Source organism: Streptomyces sp. NPDC059582, from assembly GCF_042735715.1.
In the GTDB taxonomy this organism is placed as follows: Bacteria; Actinomycetota; Actinomycetes; order Streptomycetales; family Streptomycetaceae; genus Streptomyces.
In genome coordinates this window covers 1-15,870 of the sequence record NZ_JBHWCC010000059.1, presented here as the reverse complement: position 1 = coordinate 15,870, position 15,870 = coordinate 1, and the positions used below count along the sequence as shown (strand labels likewise).

Sequence of the window (15,870 nt, the reverse complement as noted above, 5' to 3'; positions counted from 1 at the left end):
AGGGAGCTGGTGTGGGCGGTGTCGGAGTGTGGCTGGTCGTGTGGCTGCTCGTGGTTCTAGGGGGTGGTGGTCGGCCTGTCTCGCAGGTAGGCGCGCCAGCCGCCGTATGAGGTGATGTCCTCGCACTGGGCCAGGGCGCTCGGTTCGCAGAGGAAGCCGGGGACCCGGGTGCCGTCGGTGAGTTCCACGCTGCCCAGGGCCATCGGGCGGGGGAGTGTGGTCAGCAGGCGGCCCAGGCCCTCCGCCGGGAGGCGCCAGATCTCCGCCTCGATCCCGGCGCCGCCCGCGCCGACGTGGACCAGGCCCGGCTTGGGCGGGTCGGTCCGCAGGGCGTGCAGCCGGTAGACGGGCGCGGTCGTGGTCGTCCGGTCGAGACGGGCGCCCAGGGCCAGCAGTTGCGGGTTGAGGGGCTGGCCGGACAGATGTGCCCCCACCACCGCCAGCCGCGTGTCCGGCTGGAGCAGCCCGGCGATCCGCGCCAGCCGTTCGTCCGTGAACGCCGGGCCCACCACCATCACGCCGAAGGGCAGTCCGTCCACCTCGTCGGCCGGGACGGCGACCGCCGCCAGGCCGAACAGGTTCGTGGAGTTGGTGAAGCGGCCCAGGCGGGCGTTGGCGACCAAGGGGTCGGCGGCGACCTCGGCGATGGTGGGATGGCCCGGCGCCGTGGGCAACAGCAGCGCGTCCGCGTCGCCGAGTTCCACCAGCGCGCGGGTGCGCAGGGCGGCGAGGCGGGCCTGGTCGGCGTAGAGCCGGTGGGCCGGGATGTCCCGGGCGCGGGTGATGATGCCGGCCACCGTGGGGTCGAGCCCCGCACCACCTTCCGAGATCAACTTATCGACAAAGCTCCCCACCGCCGTGTAGCGCTCGGCGACGAACGCGCCCTCGTAGAGCATGGCGGCGGCCTCGGTGAACGGGCCCAGGTCGACGGTCCGTACGTCGGCGCCCGCCGCCGAGACCCGCCCGACGGCCGCCGCGTAGGCCTCGTCCCAGCCCGCGTCGAGTTCGCCCAGCTGCTCCGGGGCCGGGACCGCGACCCGCCACGGGCCGGGGGCGCGGGCGGGCACCGGGTGGCCGGGCGGTGCCGCCATGTACGCGAGCGCCTCCTCGGCCTCCGGGAGCGTACGGGCGAACACCGTCACGCAGTCGATCGAGGCGCAGGCCGGGACCACACCCGTCGTCGGGACCAGACCGCGGGTGGGCTTGAGGCCGACGATGCCGTTGAAGGCGGCCGGGACCCGGCCCGAGCCCGCGGTGTCGGTGCCCAGCGCCAGGTCGGCGATCCCGAGGGCCACCGCGACGGCGGAACCGGAGCTGGAGCCGCCGCTGATCCGCCGCGGGTCGCGGGCGCCCCGGACCGCGCCGTACGGGGAGCGGGTGCCCACCAGGCCCGTCGCGAACTGGTCCAGGTTCGTCGTGCCCAGCACGAGCGCCCCGGCCGCGCGCAGCCGGGCGACGACCGGGGCGTCGGCGCGCGGCGCGTAGCCGTAGGCGGGGCAGCCGGCGGTGGTGGGCAGGCCCGCCACGTCGATGTTGCCCTTCACGGCCAGCAGACGCCCGGCGAGCGGGAGCCGTTCGCCCGCGGCCACACGCGCGTCGACGGCCTCGGCCTCCGCCTCGGCCTCCGGGCGCGGCCGCAGGTCGATCCAGATCTCGGGGCGGTCGACGGCCTCGATCCGGGCGTAGGCGGCCCGGACTCGGGACAGGGTGGACGTCATACGTGCTCCTCGTGCTCCTCGTGTCTGTCGTCTCTGTCGTGTTTGTCGTGGACCCGGCCTCGGGCCTCGGACCTCAGCGCGCGGCCGGGGCCAGGACGATCAGGGCCGAACCGGCCTCCACCTGGTCTCCGGGTCCGGCCAGGATCGCGGCCACCACACCGGCGGCCGGCGCGTGCACCCTGGACTCCATCTTCATCGCCTCCAGGGCGAGCAGCGGCTGACCGGCGGTCACCTCGTCGCCCGGCTCGACGTTCACCTGCCACACCGACGCGGCGAACTCGGCCTCGATCAGCCGGCCGCCCGCCGGCACCGTCACCGCGGCCGGCGGGGCGGCGGCAACGGTCGCGGCCTCGGCCCGGGTGAACTCGCCCGCCGCCTCCCACGCGTCCCGCTCCACCGCGAACGCCGCGCGCTGGTGGGCCCTGAACTCCCCGATCGACTCGGCGTGTTCGGTCAGAAAGGCCTGGTACCCGGCGAGGGAGAAGGTCCCCTCCTCGACGCGCGGCACGAAGCGGCCGGACGTGATGTCGGCGCGCAGGTCGAGCAGTTCGTCCGCGTCCACCGGGTACCACTTGATCCGGTCGAAGAAGCGCAGCAGCCAGGGCGAGCCCGGCTCGAAGGCGCCGCGCTGCTGCCAGGGCGACCACACCTGGGTCGTACGGCCCACGAACTGGTAGCCGCCGGGGCCCTCCATGCCGTAGACGCACAGGTAGGCGCCGCCGATGCCGACCGAGTTCTCGGCCGTCCAGGTGCGCGCCGGGTTGTACTTCGTGGTCACCAGGCGGTGACGGGGATCCAGGGGCGTTGCCACGGGCGCGCCCAGGTAGACATCGCCCAGCCCCAGGACCAGGTACTCCGCGTCGAACACCGTGCGGTACACGTCCGCCACCGACTCCAGGCCGTTGACCCGGCGGATGAACTCGATGTTCCACGGGCACCAGGGGGCGTCGTCGCGCACCCCCGCCATGTAGCGGGCGATCGCCTCCCGGGTCGCCGGGTCGTCCCAGGACAGGGGGAGATGCACGGTCCGGGAGGGGACGACCAGTTCGCCGGTGGGCGGCAGCGCGGCTGCCATCTCGCGCACGGTGGCCAGAAGCACGGGCTGCGGGAGGCGACGGGGGTCGGCGTGGATCTGGAGGGAGCGGATGCCCGGGGTGAGGTCGGTGACCCCGTCGAGCCCGGCGGCCGCCACCGCCTCCATCAGCGCGTGGACCCGCATGCGCAGGGCCAGGTCGAGTTGCATCGGGCCGAACTCGACCAGCAGGTTGTCGTCGCCGCTGCGCCGGAAGGTCACGTCGCCGTCCCGGGCCAGCACTCCGCCGTCCACGATCGGCGGCCGGGGTGAACCGTCGACGTCCACCGGCACGAAACGCACCGTGTCACCCGGCCGCAACTGGCCCAGCTTCCACCGCTCGGCGCTCGGCACCGTCGCCGGGCACACGAACCCGCCCAGCGAGGGTCCGTCCGGGCCGAGCAGCACCGGCATGTCGCCCGTGTAGTCGACGGCGCCGACGGAGTACGGGGTGTCGTGGATGTTGGACGGGTGCAGACCCGCCTCGCCGCCGTCGGTGCGGGCCCAGCGCGGCTTCGGTCCGACCAGACGCACACCGGTGCGCGCCGAGTTGAAGTGGACCTTCCAGTCGGCGGCGTAGAAGTCGCGGATGTCGTCCTCGGTGAAGAACTCCGGCGCCGCGTGCGGGCCTTCCACGGCTCCCACGTGCCACAGCGCGCCCAGGACCGGCCGGTCGGCCGTCGGCACGGGTGCGCCCTCGGCGACCGTTCCGCCGTGCAGGACGTCGCCCGTGCGCAGCGCCCGCCCGCCGTGGCCGCCGAAACGGCCCAGGGTGAAGGTGCTCGCGCTGCCGAGGAAGGCGGGTACGTCCAGACCGCCGCCCGCGAACAGGACGTAGGTGCGCAGACCGTGCCCGGTGGGTGGCCCGACCTCCAGCACCCCGTCGGCGGGCACCGTCACCGGCTCCCACTGCGCGACGGGGACGCCGTCGAGCGTGATCGATGCCGGAGCGCCTGTCACACACACCGTGGTGGCGTGCGTGAACCGCAGCGTCGGGCCCTGGAGTGTGCACTCCAGGCCGGGTGCGCCCTCGTGGTTGCCGAGCGCCCGGTTGCCGAGCCGGAAGGACAGGTCGTCCATCGGGCCGCAGGGCGGCACGCCGACCTGCCAGTAGCCGGTGCGGCCGGGCCAGTCCTGCACGGTGGTGAGCGTCCCGCCGGAGACCACCTCGACGCGGGGCGTCGGATCGGTGAGGCGCGCCAGGGTCGACGTCGCGTGGGTCGCGCTCAGGAAGTCCTGGTCCGCCAGCGCCGCCCGGACCAGTCCGAGGTTCGTCTCGATACCGTCGACGCGGGTGCGGGCCAGCGCCTCGTCCAGCCGCCGCAGCGCGTGCTCCCGGTCGGTGCCGTGGGCGATGACCTTCGCGAGCATCGGGTCGTACGACGTCGTCACCTCGGTGCCGGTCTCGACCCAGCCGTCGACGCGTGTCCCGGGCGGGAACTCCACCCGCGTCAACAGGCCCGCGCTGGGCCGGTGTCCGCGCGAGGGGTCCTCGGCGTAGAGGCGGGCCTCGACGGCGTGACCGCGCGGCGTGCCCGGTTCGCGCACGACGTCCTGTTCGCCGCGGGCCAGCCGGAGCATCCAGGCGACCAGATCGACGCCGTAGACCTCCTCGGTGACCGGGTGCTCCACCTGGAGGCGGGTGTTGACCTCGAGGAAGTACGCCTCCTCGCGAAGGGCGTCGTACACGAACTCGACCGTGCCGGCGGAGCGGTAGCCGACCGAGGCGCACAGGTCGCGGGCCGAGGAGGCGAGCCGCTCGCGGACGTGCGGCGGGAGTCCCGGGGCCGGGGCCTCCTCCAGGACCTTCTGGTTGCGGCGCTGGAGTGAGCAGTCGCGGTCGCCGAAGGTGACCACCCGGCCCTCGCCGTCGCCGAAGACCTGCACCTCGACATGGCGGGCGTGTTCGACCAGCCGCTCCAGGAAGACCCCGGCGGAGGAGAACGAGGCGGCGGCCACCCGTTGGACCCGTTCCCAGGCCTCGGTCAGTTCGTCGGCGGAGCGACATGCCGACATACCGATACCGCCGCCACCGCCGGTGGCCTTGAGCATCACCGGATAGCCGATGCGCGCGGCGGCCCGCACCGCCTCCGCCGCCGACGCCAGCAGTCCGGTGCCCGGCGCCAGCCGCACCCCGGCCGCCTCGGCCGCCGCCCGGGCCGTGTGCTTGGCGCCGAACAGCTCCAGCTGCTCGGGCGTGGGGCCCACGAACACGATTCCGGCGTCCTCGCAGCGGCGCGCGAAGGCCGCGTCCTCCGAGAGGAAGCCGTAGCCGGGGTGGATCGCGCCCGCGCCGGTGTCCTTGGCCGCCCTCAGCACCAGGTCGGCGTCGAGGTACGACTCCTTCGCGGGCGCCGGGCCGAGCCGTACGGCCGTGTCGGCGAGCCGGACATGGGGCGCCGAGCGGTCCGGGTCGGAGTACACCGCCACCGTGCGCAGGCCGAGTTCGCGTGCCGTGCGGATGATCCGTACCGCGATCTCGCCGCGGTTGGCGACCAGGAGCGTGTCGAAGGTCATGCGCCGCCGCCCGTCTCGGTGATCGTCATCTCCACCGCCGTCGGCTCGAAGCCGTTGCACGGGTTGTTGATCTGGGGGCAGTTGGAGACGAGGACCAGGACGTCGCGTTCGGCGCGCAGGGCCAGTGCCAGGCCCGGGGCGGAGCGGCCGTCGACGATGCCGAGTGTGCCGTCCCGCTCGACGGGCACGTTCATGTACCAGTTGACGTTGGACACGAGATCGCGCTTGCCGAGGCCGTAACGGGCGCCCTCGGCAAGGAAGTTGTCTACGCAGGCGTGCTGCGACCAGGTGTGGTGGCCGTAGCGCAGGGTGTTGGACTCCTTGGAGCAGGCGCCGCCGACGGTGTCGTGCCGGCCGACGTCGTCGGCGACCACGGTCATCAGCGGAGTGTGCTCGTCGGACAGCAGCACACTGCCCGTGGTGAGGAAGATGTTCCCCTGGGCGTGGATCGTGTCGGGCGCGCTGTAGCGGACGGACGTGTCGTGGGCGTCGTAGACGAGGAAGTCGACGGCCTGGTTGCCGTGCAGGTCGGTGATGGTCAGCGTCTCGCCCGCGCGGACGACGGACGACCAGGCCGCGCGGGCCGGGACCACGGTCTTCGTGCTCATGCGAGCCCCCTCGCGGCAAGGAATTCGACGGTGTTCAGGAAGGCGCGGCGGCCCTCGGGCGTGGCGTCCCACAGCGGGTCGCCGGGCCCCGTCGCCGCCGCGCGCCAGGCCAGTACCTCCAGCGGGGTGCTGACGTAGTCCGGGCGCGGGTCGGCCGGGTGGGGCACGTTGGCGATCAGCACGGTCACGTCCTGCTCGGCGCGCAGGGTGACACTGCCGCCGGGACCCGCCGAGCCGGTGAAGTCGAGCGTGCCGTCGTCGCGGACCGCCACGCCCTGGAAGAACGACAGGGACGGCGGCAGGTCGCGCGGCCCGAGGCCGTTCTTGGCCGCGGCCAGCTTGAACAGTTCACGCCCTGCCGGGGCGCCGGACTGCGGGGTGCCGTCGCCGTACCGTGCGGTGTTGCGTACGAGCGTGGAGGTGCCGCACAGGGCGTCGTGCCGGGCGGAGGTGTCGCGGACGACCGAGGCGAGGACCCGGCCCTGGTCGGACAGGAGGAGCTGTCCCTCGGTCAGGTACGCGTTCCACTGGACCTTGACCGTGTCGGCGACGTTGAGCCGCTCCCAGGGCCGGTCGGCCACGAAGAGCAGCAGGTGGGCGCACGCGTCGCCGTGCGTATCGGTCAGGCGCAGTTCGGTGCCGCGGGCGAGGACCCGGTGGGTGTAGTTGCCGCCGGCCACCGTCTCGGCCCACACGAGGTGGCCCGCCTCGCACGGCGGTGTCGGCCAGTTCCCCGCCGGTACGACGGGCATCGCGTCGGTGTGTGTGCCCTCCTGGGCGCGGGCATGGGCGCGGGCTCCGTATGTGGTCGCTGTCGCCATCGCGGGACCTCCGGCTCGGGTTCGCTCGTACGGCTTCACTGCGGTGTGCACTCGTGCGGTGTGCACTGGTGTGGTGTGCACTCGTGCGGCGTGCGGCTTGACTCCGGACGCCTGACCTCTGGCGTCCGGCAGTTTGTTCCTGACGCTCGGTCTCCGGCGCCCGGCTTTCGCCGCTCAATTTCTGTCGCCCGACAGAAATTAGGGGCGGGCCGGGTCGCCGGCGTTGCCCTCGGGTTGCCGGGCGGTTACCGAGCCCTCACGGAGATCGGCGGGCGGGGCCGTGTGCGAGGATCGAACGCATGGGGACGAACGGCGGGCGCAGGGTCGGCAGACCGCGGGCCGCGCAGCGGCCGGACAGCGGTCTGGAGCCGCGTGCCGAACTGCTCGCCGCCGCCGCGGAGTTGTTCACCACGCGGGGCTACGCGGCCACGACGACACGGGCTGTCGCCGAACGGGCGGGCATGCGGCAGGCGTCGATGTACCACTACGTCTCCGGCAAGGAGGAACTCCTGGCCGCGCTGCTGGAGTCCACGGTCACGCCCTCGCTGGCGTACGCCCGTGACCTGCTCGCCGACGACGCGACACCGGCCGAGGGCCGGCTGTGGCGGCTGTGCCGGACCGATGTCGAGCTGCTGTGCGGCGGACCGCACAACCTCGGCGGCCTCTACCTGCTGCCCGAGGTGCGTACCGAGCGGTTCGCCGGCTTCCATGCCGTGCGCGCCGAACTGAAGGACGCCTACCGGCAGTTGCTCGCCGCGACCGCCGCGGGCGGCGCGCTCGCCAAGAGCGAGCTCGAAGTCCGTACGGATCTGGTGTTCGGGCTGATCGAGGGCGTCATCCTGGTCCACCGCTCCGACCCGGAGCGGCCGGTGTCGGCGTTCGCGGAGGCCACGGCGGACGCGGCGCTGCGCATCGTCGGAGTCTGACCCGGAATCGGCCTTCACTCATTGCGGTGAGTGGTTTTCGTGCGCCCGTGTGCCGTGACGCACCGTGTTCGAGTAGGGGCTCAGCGTGTAAATGGGGCTGAGGGTACTCCCCTTGCCAGGGCGATTTCAGGTGCTTGCTGAATATGACACAGCGTTGATCCGGTCGGACTAAGCTCGCCCGCAGCGCACCGAGTTGATATGTATTCGTGCGCTTGTTCCCAAATGTTTAACAGATCCCGATTCGTTTCGAGGGCCTACATGGTGAGTGTTCAGTCCCCGCCAGATCGCCGCGAACTCCCCTACGCGCGCGTGCTGTTGCTGCCCGCCATACTGATGGCCGCGGTGACCGGGGCCGCCGTCGCCCTGGTGGCCGACTCGGCCCGCCTCGCGGTCGTCCTGTGCGGCGCCGTCGCCACTCTCCTGGTGATCGCGGCCGGGGCCGAGGCGGTCCGCCGCGGCCGAAGCCTCCAGGACGCGCGCGCCGACCATGCCCGTCACCGTGCGTATCTGGAAGGCCGGGTCGCCGCCCATGACGAGGTCAACCTCAAGGTCGCCAAGGAGGTCCTGCCGACCGCGCTGAAGGTGATGCGCGGCGGGAACTCCCCGGGCGAGGTGATGCGTCACCTCATCAACTCGGATCCCGTCTACGGCGACCTCACCGAGGCGCATCGCATCGTGGTCAAGACGGTGCTCGACATCGTCGACCACGAGGAGATGATCCGCGACTCCGGACAGCGCTCCTTCGTCAGCGTCGCCCGGCGCGTCCAGGCGATCGTCCACCAGCAGGCCAGTGAACTGCGGGAGATGGAGGAGGACCACGGCCGCAATCCCGAGGTCTTCGACGACCTGCTGCGGATCGACCACGGCACCTCGCTGATCGGCAGGCTCGCCGACACCATGGCCGTCATCAACGGCGGCCGCCCCGGCCGTCAGTGGCCCCAGCCCGTCCCGCTGTACAGCGTGCTGCGCGGCGCCATGTCCCGCATCCTGGAGTACCGCCGCATCAAGCTCGACTCCATCGCCAAGGTCAACATCCGGGGCATCTCCGTCGAGCCGCTCATCCACGCGCTCGCCGAGCTCATGGACAACGCCACGCGCTACTCGCCGCCGCAGACCAACGTGCACGTCAACGCGGTCGAGGTGCAGACCGGCATCGCCATCGAGATCGAGGACGCCGGGGTCAGCCTCAGCGAGGAGGCCCGCGCCAAGGCCGAGGGCCTGCTGGAAGCCGCCAAGAGGGGCGTCGACGTCCAGGAACTCAGCGACACCCCGCGCCTGGGCCTCGCGGTCGTCGGCCGCCTGTGCACGTCCTTCAACCTCCAGGTCTCCCTGCGGGCCTCCGCCTACGGCGGTGTCCGCGCCGTCCTCATCGTGCCCAGCGAGATGATGACCTCCGACCCGGCGCCCGGCTTCGCGCACGGCATCGGCGCCACCGCCGTGCCCTCGATCGAACTCGGCGCGGTGGAGGGCCCCAAGCGCCCGCCGAAGAAGCGCCGCCCCACCAGCCCGCGTATCCCGGCCTCTGTCTCCATGGAGGACGACGTGCCCGAGGTCACGGAGTGGACCGACAAAGGCCTGCCGCAGCGCCGCAGCCGGATGCAGACCCCCCTCAGCCAGCGGTTCGCCGAGGCCGCGGAATCCGAACGCCTCGCACGCGAGGGCACGCCCGACGTCTGGACCCAGGCCCAGCCCCAGCCCGAGCCGAAGAAGGACGAGCGCGCACCCGGTCTCTGGGTCGAGGCCTTCTGGGAGGGACTCAAGAAGGACAACCCGGGCCCGGACCCGACCGACTTCACCCGTAACCCGACCGCGTACATGCATCTGATCAATGAGCCGGCCCACCCCGGGGCCGACGACGAGGGGGACCTCAAGTGATCCAGCAGCGAGCGAACTTCGACTGGATGCTCAAGGAGCTCTACAAGAGCGTTCCGGGCATCGAGATGATCGTGGTGCTCTCGGCCGACGGACTGCGCATCGCCCGCTACGGCGGCGATCCGGACGCCGCCGACCGCGTCGCCGCGGCCTGCGCCGGCCTGCAGAGCCTCGCGAGCGCCGTCGCCCAGGAGATCCCGACCAGCGACGGCGAGATGAAGGTGGTCATCATCGAGCTGAACGGCGGCTACTTCTACCTGATGGCCGCCGGCGCCAACGCCTACCTCGCCGTCCTCGCCGACGTGATCTGCGAACCCGGGAACATGAGCGCCCACATGCGCGACCTCGTCGTCCGCATCGGCGCCCATCTCACGAGTCCGCCCCGGCGCAACGGGCAGACCGTATGACTCCTCCGCAACGCCAGCGGCGACACCCCACGGAACCGCCGTCCGCGCAGCCCCCGAAAGAGGGTGAGCGCAAGAACCCCGAACGGCTGTACATCATCACCGGCACGGACGGCGAACGCGCACCCCTCGACCTGGTGTCCTTAATCGTGGCGCGCGCCGAGCCGCCCTCGTCCGCCACGCCGGAACAGTCGGCAGTGCTCAGGCTGTGCGCCAACCCGCTGTCGGTGGCCGAACTGTCGGCCTACCTCAGCCTGCCGTTCAGCGTGGTGACCGTGCTGATCACCGAGATGCTGGCGGTCGAACTGGTGCAGGTGCGCGCCCCCATCGTCCGTCAGCAGATCCCCGACCGTTCCCTTCTCGAAGCGGTGATGCATGGACTTCAACGGCTCTGAGACGGTCCCGGGCCCACGGGCCGAGGACCATCTCCCGCACACGGCCCAGGCCGCGGCCAAGATCGTCATCGTGGGCGGCTTCGGCGTCGGCAAGACCACCATGGTCGGCGCGGTCAGCGAGATCAGGCCGCTGACCACCGAGGAGACCATGACGCAGGCCGGCATCGGAGTCGACGACAACTACGGCTCCGAGACCAAGACGGCCACCACCGTGGCGATGGACTTCGGCCGTATCAAGATCACCGACCAGGTGGTGCTGTACCTCTTCGGCACCCCGGGCCAGGAACGCTTCTGGTTCCTGTGGAACGGGCTGTTCGAGGGTGCGCTCGGCGCCGTCGTCCTCGTCGACACCCGCCGACTCGAAGTCAGCTTCGACGCCATGGGGCAGTTGGAGGAGCGCGGCGTGCCGTTCGTGGTCGCCGTCAACTCCTTCCCCGACGGCCCCCGTTATCCGATCGAGGACCTGCGGGCGGCACTCGACCTGGCGCCGGCGATCCCGATCATCGAGTGCGACGTCCGCCGGCGGGCCTCCAGCCGCGATGTGCTGCTGACCCTGATGCGCTTCCTGCACTCCATGGCCCTCTCCGGCAGCCTCGTCTGACCCGCCCACCCCCCCACCCCACCCCACTTCACGATCGACCCCAGTTTTCTCGGAGCGCCCACCGTGACGTCTGAACACCACTCCACGACCGGTACGGACGACCTCGTGACCGGCCCGCCCCCCGGCTGTCCCGCGCACGGCCGCGGCCCCGGAGGACTGCACCGGATCTACGGCCCCGAAGCGGCGGACCTGGAGGACCTGTACGAGCGACTACGCGACGAGTACGGCCCCGTGGCGCCTGTCCTGCTCCATGAGGACGTACCGATGTGGGTGGTTCTCGGCCACGCGGAGAACATGCACATGGTGCGCACGCCCTCGCAGTTCACCCGGGACAGCCGCGTCTGGACCCCGCTGCTGGAGGGCTCGGTCAAGCCCGACCATCCGCTGATGCCGCACATCGCCTGGCAGCCCATCTGCTCCCACGCCGAGGGCGACGAGCATCTGCGGCTGCGCGGAGCGGTGCTCGGCGCCGTCTCCACGATCGATCCCCGCGGCGTCCGCCGCCACATCTACCGCTACACCCAGCGGCTGGTCAACGAGTTCTGCCGGAAGGGACACGCGGAGCTGATCAGCCAGTTCGCCGAGCACCTTCCGATGGCCGTACTGTGCGAGATCCTCGGCATGCCCGACGAGTACAACGACCGTATGGTGCAGGCCGCCCGTGACGCCCTCAAGGGCACCGAGACGGCGATCGCCAGCCACGGCTACGTCATGGACGCGCTGAGCCGGCTCACCACCCGCCGCCGCGCCCACCCCGAGGAGGACCTCACCAGTCACCTCGTCAACCACCCGGCGAAGCTGACCGACGACGAGGTCAGGGAACACCTGCGGCTGGTGCTCTTCGCCGCCTACGAGGCCACGACCAACCTGCTCGGCAACGTCCTGCGCCGGGTGCTCACCGACCCGGGCTTCGTGGCCCGGCTCAACGGCGGACAGATGACGGTGCCCGAGGCGGTGGAGCAGTCCCTGTGGGACGAGCCGCCGTTCAGCACCGTCCTGGGCTACTTCGCCAAGCAGGACACGGAGTTGGGCGGCCAGCGCATCCGCAGGGGCGACGGACTGCTCTTCGCCCCCGCTCCGGGCAACGTCGACCCGCGGGTACGCCCCGACCTGTCCGCCAACATGCAGGGCAACCGCTCGCACCTCGCCTTCGGCGGCGGCCCGCACGAGTGCCCCGGACAGGACATCGGCCGTGCCATCGCCGACGTCGGTGTCGACGCGCTGCTCAGGCGACTTCCGGACGTGCAACTCGACTGCGACGAGGACGAGCTGAGGTGGACGGCCTCCATCGCCTCACGGCATCTGGTCGATCTGCCGGTGATGTTCGAGCCGAAGCCGGAGCAGGACGTGATGGTCAAACCGACCCACGGAAACCCGATCCCGCCGCAGCGCTCCACCTGGCAGGTCGACCTCTCCGAGGCGCAGCCCGCCCCGCCCGCCCCGCCCGCCCCGCCCGCCCCGACGGTCGTGCCGGTCGTGCCCGCAGGGCCCGCCCCGGCCCAGGCCGCCCCGACGCCGCCGGAGCCGGCGCACCGGCTGGGTGCCTGGCAGCGCTTCCTGCGCTGGTGGCGCGGCTACTGACCGGCCCACTCGTCGTACGCGGACCACGCGGCGAGGGTGCGTCCGCTGCGGAAACGGTGTGCGGTCCCCGTGACCGGGTCGGTGAACTCCAGCTCCCGCGCCAGCAGTTGCAGCGGGCGTCGGAAGTCGCCGTCCGGCACGGGGCCGGTCACCAGGGGATAGAGCGGGTCGCCCAGGATCGGCAGGCCCAGCGCGTTCAGGTGCACCCGTAGCTGATGGGTCTGCCCGGTCGTGGGCAGCAGCCGGTAGCGGCCCAGTCCGGCCGTCGGTTCGGTGGCCGGTCCGGCGCGATACTCGATCAGCTCCACGCGGGTGACCGCGTTCGGCTCGCCCTCGACCTCCCGCGCGGCCTGCACCCCGCGCTCCTTCACGATCCGGCTGCGCACGGTCCGGGGCAGCGAGAGCCTCGGATCGTACGGGGCGACGGCCTCGTACACCTTGCGCACCCGCCGCTCGGCGAACAGCGTCTGGTACGCGCCGCGCTCCTCGGGCCGCACCGTGAACAGCACCAGCCCGGCCGTGAGCCGGTCCAGCCGGTGCGCGGCGCCGAGGGCCGGGATGCCGAGCTCCCGCCGCAGCCGGGCCAGCGCGGTCTGGGTGACGTGGCTGCCCCGGGGGGTCGTGGCAAGGAAGTGCGGCTTGTCGGCGACCACGATGTGATCGTCGCGGTACACGACCTCCAGCGGGAAGGGCACCGGCACCTCGACGGGCAGCTCCCGGTGGAACCAGACGTACGTCCCCGGCGCGTACGCCGCCTCCGCCGCCACGGCCCGTCCGTCCGCCCCGACCACCAGTCCGGCGTCGAACATCCCGGCGACCGCCCCGGGCGCCGCCCCCGACAGCCGCTCCACCAGGTAGGCGCGCAGGGTGGGCCACGCCCCCTCGGCGGGCAGCCGTACCCGCACCGCGTCCACGCCGTCGCGTTGCGGCAGCGGGGAGGGCGGTGGCGGGGTGCGACGTCTCATCGCGGCCCAGCCTACGAGGCGGCACGTGACCACGGAAAACGCCGAGGCGGCACGAGGGCCGCCGGGCGTCACGCTCCCCGCACGGGGGAGAGGGCCCCGAGCGTTCCGCCCGGACCGACGCTCCGCCCTGATCCCTGACCCCTGGCCCCTGACCTCAGACCCCTGGCCCCTGACCCCGGACCCGACGCCGACGCGAGCGCGCGGACGCCGGTGCTCCGTCCGAAGCTGCGGCACTGGATCCGAGGCGATGAATCCGCGGGCCGTCCTTGGCCGGTCGCGCAGTCCCCCGCGCCCCTCTTCGGGGCGCGGGTACCGCCGCGGACGCCGTCGGGCCCGCTGAGAGCGTGATCGGCCCGTCAAGCCGCCGGCGCGGTCGACGGCGCCGCCTCCGTCACGACGGTCCCGGCCGCCGCCCGTTCGCGGTACGTCCGGTAGGCCACGCCCGCCGCGACCGTCACGGTCAGGAAGAGCACCGTGAACCACTGGAAGTACCAGTGTCCGCCCGCCGGGTCGTACACCGCGGCGCGGGGCCAGGCGAGGTTGACCGTCATGAACAGGCCGTAGACGAGGGCGAGCGCGTTGACGGGGACGCCCCACCGGCCCAGGGAGAACAGCGGGGTGCCCGTCTCGTCGGTGCCCCCGGCAGGGAACTCGCCGCGCAGCCGGCGTACCAGCAGCGGGCCGGTGACCATCGCGTAGGCCAGGTAGAGCATCACGATGCAGGTGGTGCCGATGGCCAGGAACGCCTCCGGCGAGGCGAAGTCGAGCAGCAGCAGGGACGCCGCGAGGGAGCCGACGACCAGGGCGGGGGCGCCGGGCATGCCGGTGCGCGGGTTGACCTTCGCCAGACGGTGGGAGAAGGGCAGTCGGCCGTCGCGGGCCATCGAGAACAGCATCCGGCAGGCGGCGGTCTGGATCGCCAGGGTCGCCACCGCGATCGCCACCACCACGTCGGCGAGCAGGAGTTTGCCGACCCCGTCGCCCAGGCTGCTGGTCAGGACGTAGCTCAGGCCGTCCACCGCCAGATGCACGTCGGTGAGGCTGGGTGCGGCGAGCAGGCCGCCGAGCACGATCAGACCGCCGAGCAGCCCGGCCGCGGCGAGCGCGGTGAGGATCGTACGGGGCGCGGTGCGCCGGGGGTTGTGCGTCTCCTCGCTCATCTCGCCCGCGCTGTCGAAGCCGATCATCACGTACGCCGCCGTGAACGAGCCGACGAGCAGCGCGCCGAACAGGCCGTCCTGAGCGGCGCCCCCGGTGTGGAAGGTGATGCCGGGGGAGCGGTCGGAGTGGGTGAGCAGGAGGACGACGATGAGCACCGCGCCGATGATCTCGGCGGTCACGCCGACCCGGTTGACCACGGACAGCACCCGGTTGTCCAGGACGTTCACGAGGGTCGTCAGGGCCAGCAGGAGCACGCCGAGCAGCGCCGCGTTGGCCGCGCCGTCGGGGGACGTCGGTGCCGGGTCGTCGCCGATCAGCTGGAAGCCGGACCAGATCGCCGGCAGCACCATCTGGAGGGCCAGCGCCGCCGCCGCGACCACCACGATCTGTCCGATCACCATGATCCAGCCGGCGAACCAGCCGAAGGAGGCGTTCGACAGACGGGACGACCACTGGTAGATCGCGCCCGAGATCGGGTAGCGGGCGGCCAGTTCCGCGAAGCAGGCGGCCACCAGCAACTGCCCGACCAGCACGGCCGGCCAGGCCCAGAAGAAGACGGGACCGCCGAACGCGTACCCGAAGGCGAAGAACTGGAAGACGGTGGTCAGGACGGAGATGAAGGAGAACCCGGCCGCGAACGACGCGTAGCGGCCGAGGCTGCGGTGCAACTCCTGACGGTAGCCGAACTCCGCGAGGGAGCGGTCGTCGGTGGGCTTCGGCGGGTCGGGACGTACGTCGGAGGGGGCTGTGGTCGTCATGGCGGCACCTGCCTTGGGCGCGTAATTCCTGTCGGGCGACAGAAATTAGGGACGGGCTGTTTCACCCGCGTCACGCCGTCGTGTCCGCGGCGGGCCCAAGTCCTCACGCCCGTGCCGCCCGGCACCGGTCGCGATATGTCGCGCGCGCTCGAGGAGTGCCGGACGCGCGTAGTTGTGGGTGCCGGATGTGACCAAGCAGGGGTGCCGGGCACGGCGTAGCGGTGGTGCCGGACATGACGTAGTCGGGGCGCAGGGACGGGACATGAGGGTGCCGGGACGCGACATGAGGGTGCCGGGACGGCACATGAGGGTGCCGGGACGCGACATGAGGGCGCAGGGGCGGGACTTGAGGGCGCAGGGACGGGACTTGAGGGCGCAAGGACGGGACATGACGGTGCCCGGGCATGACGAAGCGGCGGCCCCCCCGACGGGGCCCCCCCGAGGGACAAACAAGCACACCCCGCGGGGGCG

General features: G+C 72.3%; 12 protein-coding genes. 6 read left to right on the top strand and 6 right to left on the bottom strand.

Annotated elements, in window-relative coordinates; translation table 11 throughout:
• Positions 1-56 precede the first annotated feature (56 nt).
• From atzF to ACFV0T_RS35110, 4 genes are all read right to left on the bottom strand, one after another.
• Entirely contained in the window at positions 57-1,718 is a 1,662-nt protein-coding gene (gene atzF, locus ACFV0T_RS35125) for an allophanate hydrolase (protein WP_385788460.1), read from the bottom strand.
• Between the two features lie 73 nt (positions 1,719-1,791).
• Positions 1,792-5,307, bottom strand: coding sequence for a 5-oxoprolinase/urea amidolyase family protein (locus ACFV0T_RS35120; protein ID WP_385788457.1), 3,516 nt, complete (start codon positions 5,305-5,307; stop codon positions 1,792-1,794).
• Positions 5,304-5,915 carry an urea amidolyase associated protein UAAP2 gene (locus tag ACFV0T_RS35115; RefSeq protein ID WP_385788454.1) on the bottom strand — a complete coding sequence of 204 codons (612 nt, stop codon included), beginning with the start codon at positions 5,913-5,915 and terminating at the stop codon, positions 5,304-5,306. Before ACFV0T_RS35115 ends, ACFV0T_RS35120 begins: the two co-directional genes overlap by 4 nt.
• Positions 5,912-6,736, bottom strand: a complete 825-nt coding sequence (locus ACFV0T_RS35110; RefSeq protein WP_385788451.1) for an urea amidolyase associated protein UAAP1 — start codon at positions 6,734-6,736, stop codon at positions 5,912-5,914. Before ACFV0T_RS35110 ends, ACFV0T_RS35115 begins: the two co-directional genes overlap by 4 nt.
• Positions 6,737-7,035: 299 nt before the next feature.
• Between ACFV0T_RS35110 and ACFV0T_RS35105 the strand changes: the two genes are divergently transcribed.
• The 6 genes from ACFV0T_RS35105 to ACFV0T_RS35080 all read left to right on the top strand — a co-directional run bounded on the left by ACFV0T_RS35105 (position 7,036) and on the right by ACFV0T_RS35080 (position 12,515).
• On the top strand, positions 7,036-7,662 hold the full coding sequence (locus ACFV0T_RS35105; protein WP_385788448.1) for a TetR/AcrR family transcriptional regulator: 627 nt from the start codon (positions 7,036-7,038) through the stop codon (positions 7,660-7,662).
• A 258-nt stretch (positions 7,663-7,920) separates the two neighbouring features.
• A complete protein-coding gene (locus ACFV0T_RS35100; RefSeq protein ID WP_385788446.1) occupies positions 7,921-9,537 on the top strand; it encodes an ATP-binding protein in 1,617 nt (538 codons plus the stop codon).
• A complete protein-coding gene (locus tag ACFV0T_RS35095; RefSeq protein WP_385788443.1) occupies positions 9,534-9,941 on the top strand; it encodes a roadblock/LC7 domain-containing protein in 408 nt (135 codons plus the stop codon). The genes ACFV0T_RS35100 and ACFV0T_RS35095 overlap by 4 nt, the downstream gene beginning before the upstream one ends.
• Entirely contained in the window at positions 9,938-10,333 is a 396-nt protein-coding gene (locus ACFV0T_RS35090) for a DUF742 domain-containing protein (protein WP_385788441.1), read from the top strand. The genes ACFV0T_RS35095 and ACFV0T_RS35090 overlap by 4 nt, the downstream gene beginning before the upstream one ends.
• Positions 10,314-10,934 (top strand): ATP/GTP-binding protein, encoded by a 621-nt coding sequence (locus ACFV0T_RS35085; protein ID WP_385788438.1) that lies wholly within the window; start codon positions 10,314-10,316, stop codon positions 10,932-10,934. The genes ACFV0T_RS35090 and ACFV0T_RS35085 overlap by 20 nt, the downstream gene beginning before the upstream one ends.
• Positions 10,935-10,997: 63 nt before the next feature.
• A complete protein-coding gene (locus ACFV0T_RS35080; protein WP_385788436.1) occupies positions 10,998-12,515 on the top strand; it encodes a cytochrome P450 in 1,518 nt (505 codons plus the stop codon).
• Here the strand turns inward: ACFV0T_RS35080 and ACFV0T_RS35075 are convergent.
• Both ACFV0T_RS35075 and ACFV0T_RS35070 read right to left on the bottom strand, forming a co-directional pair.
• On the bottom strand, positions 12,509-13,480 hold the full coding sequence (locus ACFV0T_RS35075) for an RluA family pseudouridine synthase (protein WP_385788433.1): 972 nt from the start codon (positions 13,478-13,480) through the stop codon (positions 12,509-12,511). The genes ACFV0T_RS35080 and ACFV0T_RS35075 overlap by 7 nt on opposite strands.
• Positions 13,481-13,836: 356 nt before the next feature.
• Positions 13,837-15,399 (bottom strand): amino acid permease, encoded by a 1,563-nt coding sequence (locus tag ACFV0T_RS35070; RefSeq protein WP_385788430.1) that lies wholly within the window; start codon positions 15,397-15,399, stop codon positions 13,837-13,839.
• Positions 15,400-15,870 lie beyond the last annotated feature (471 nt).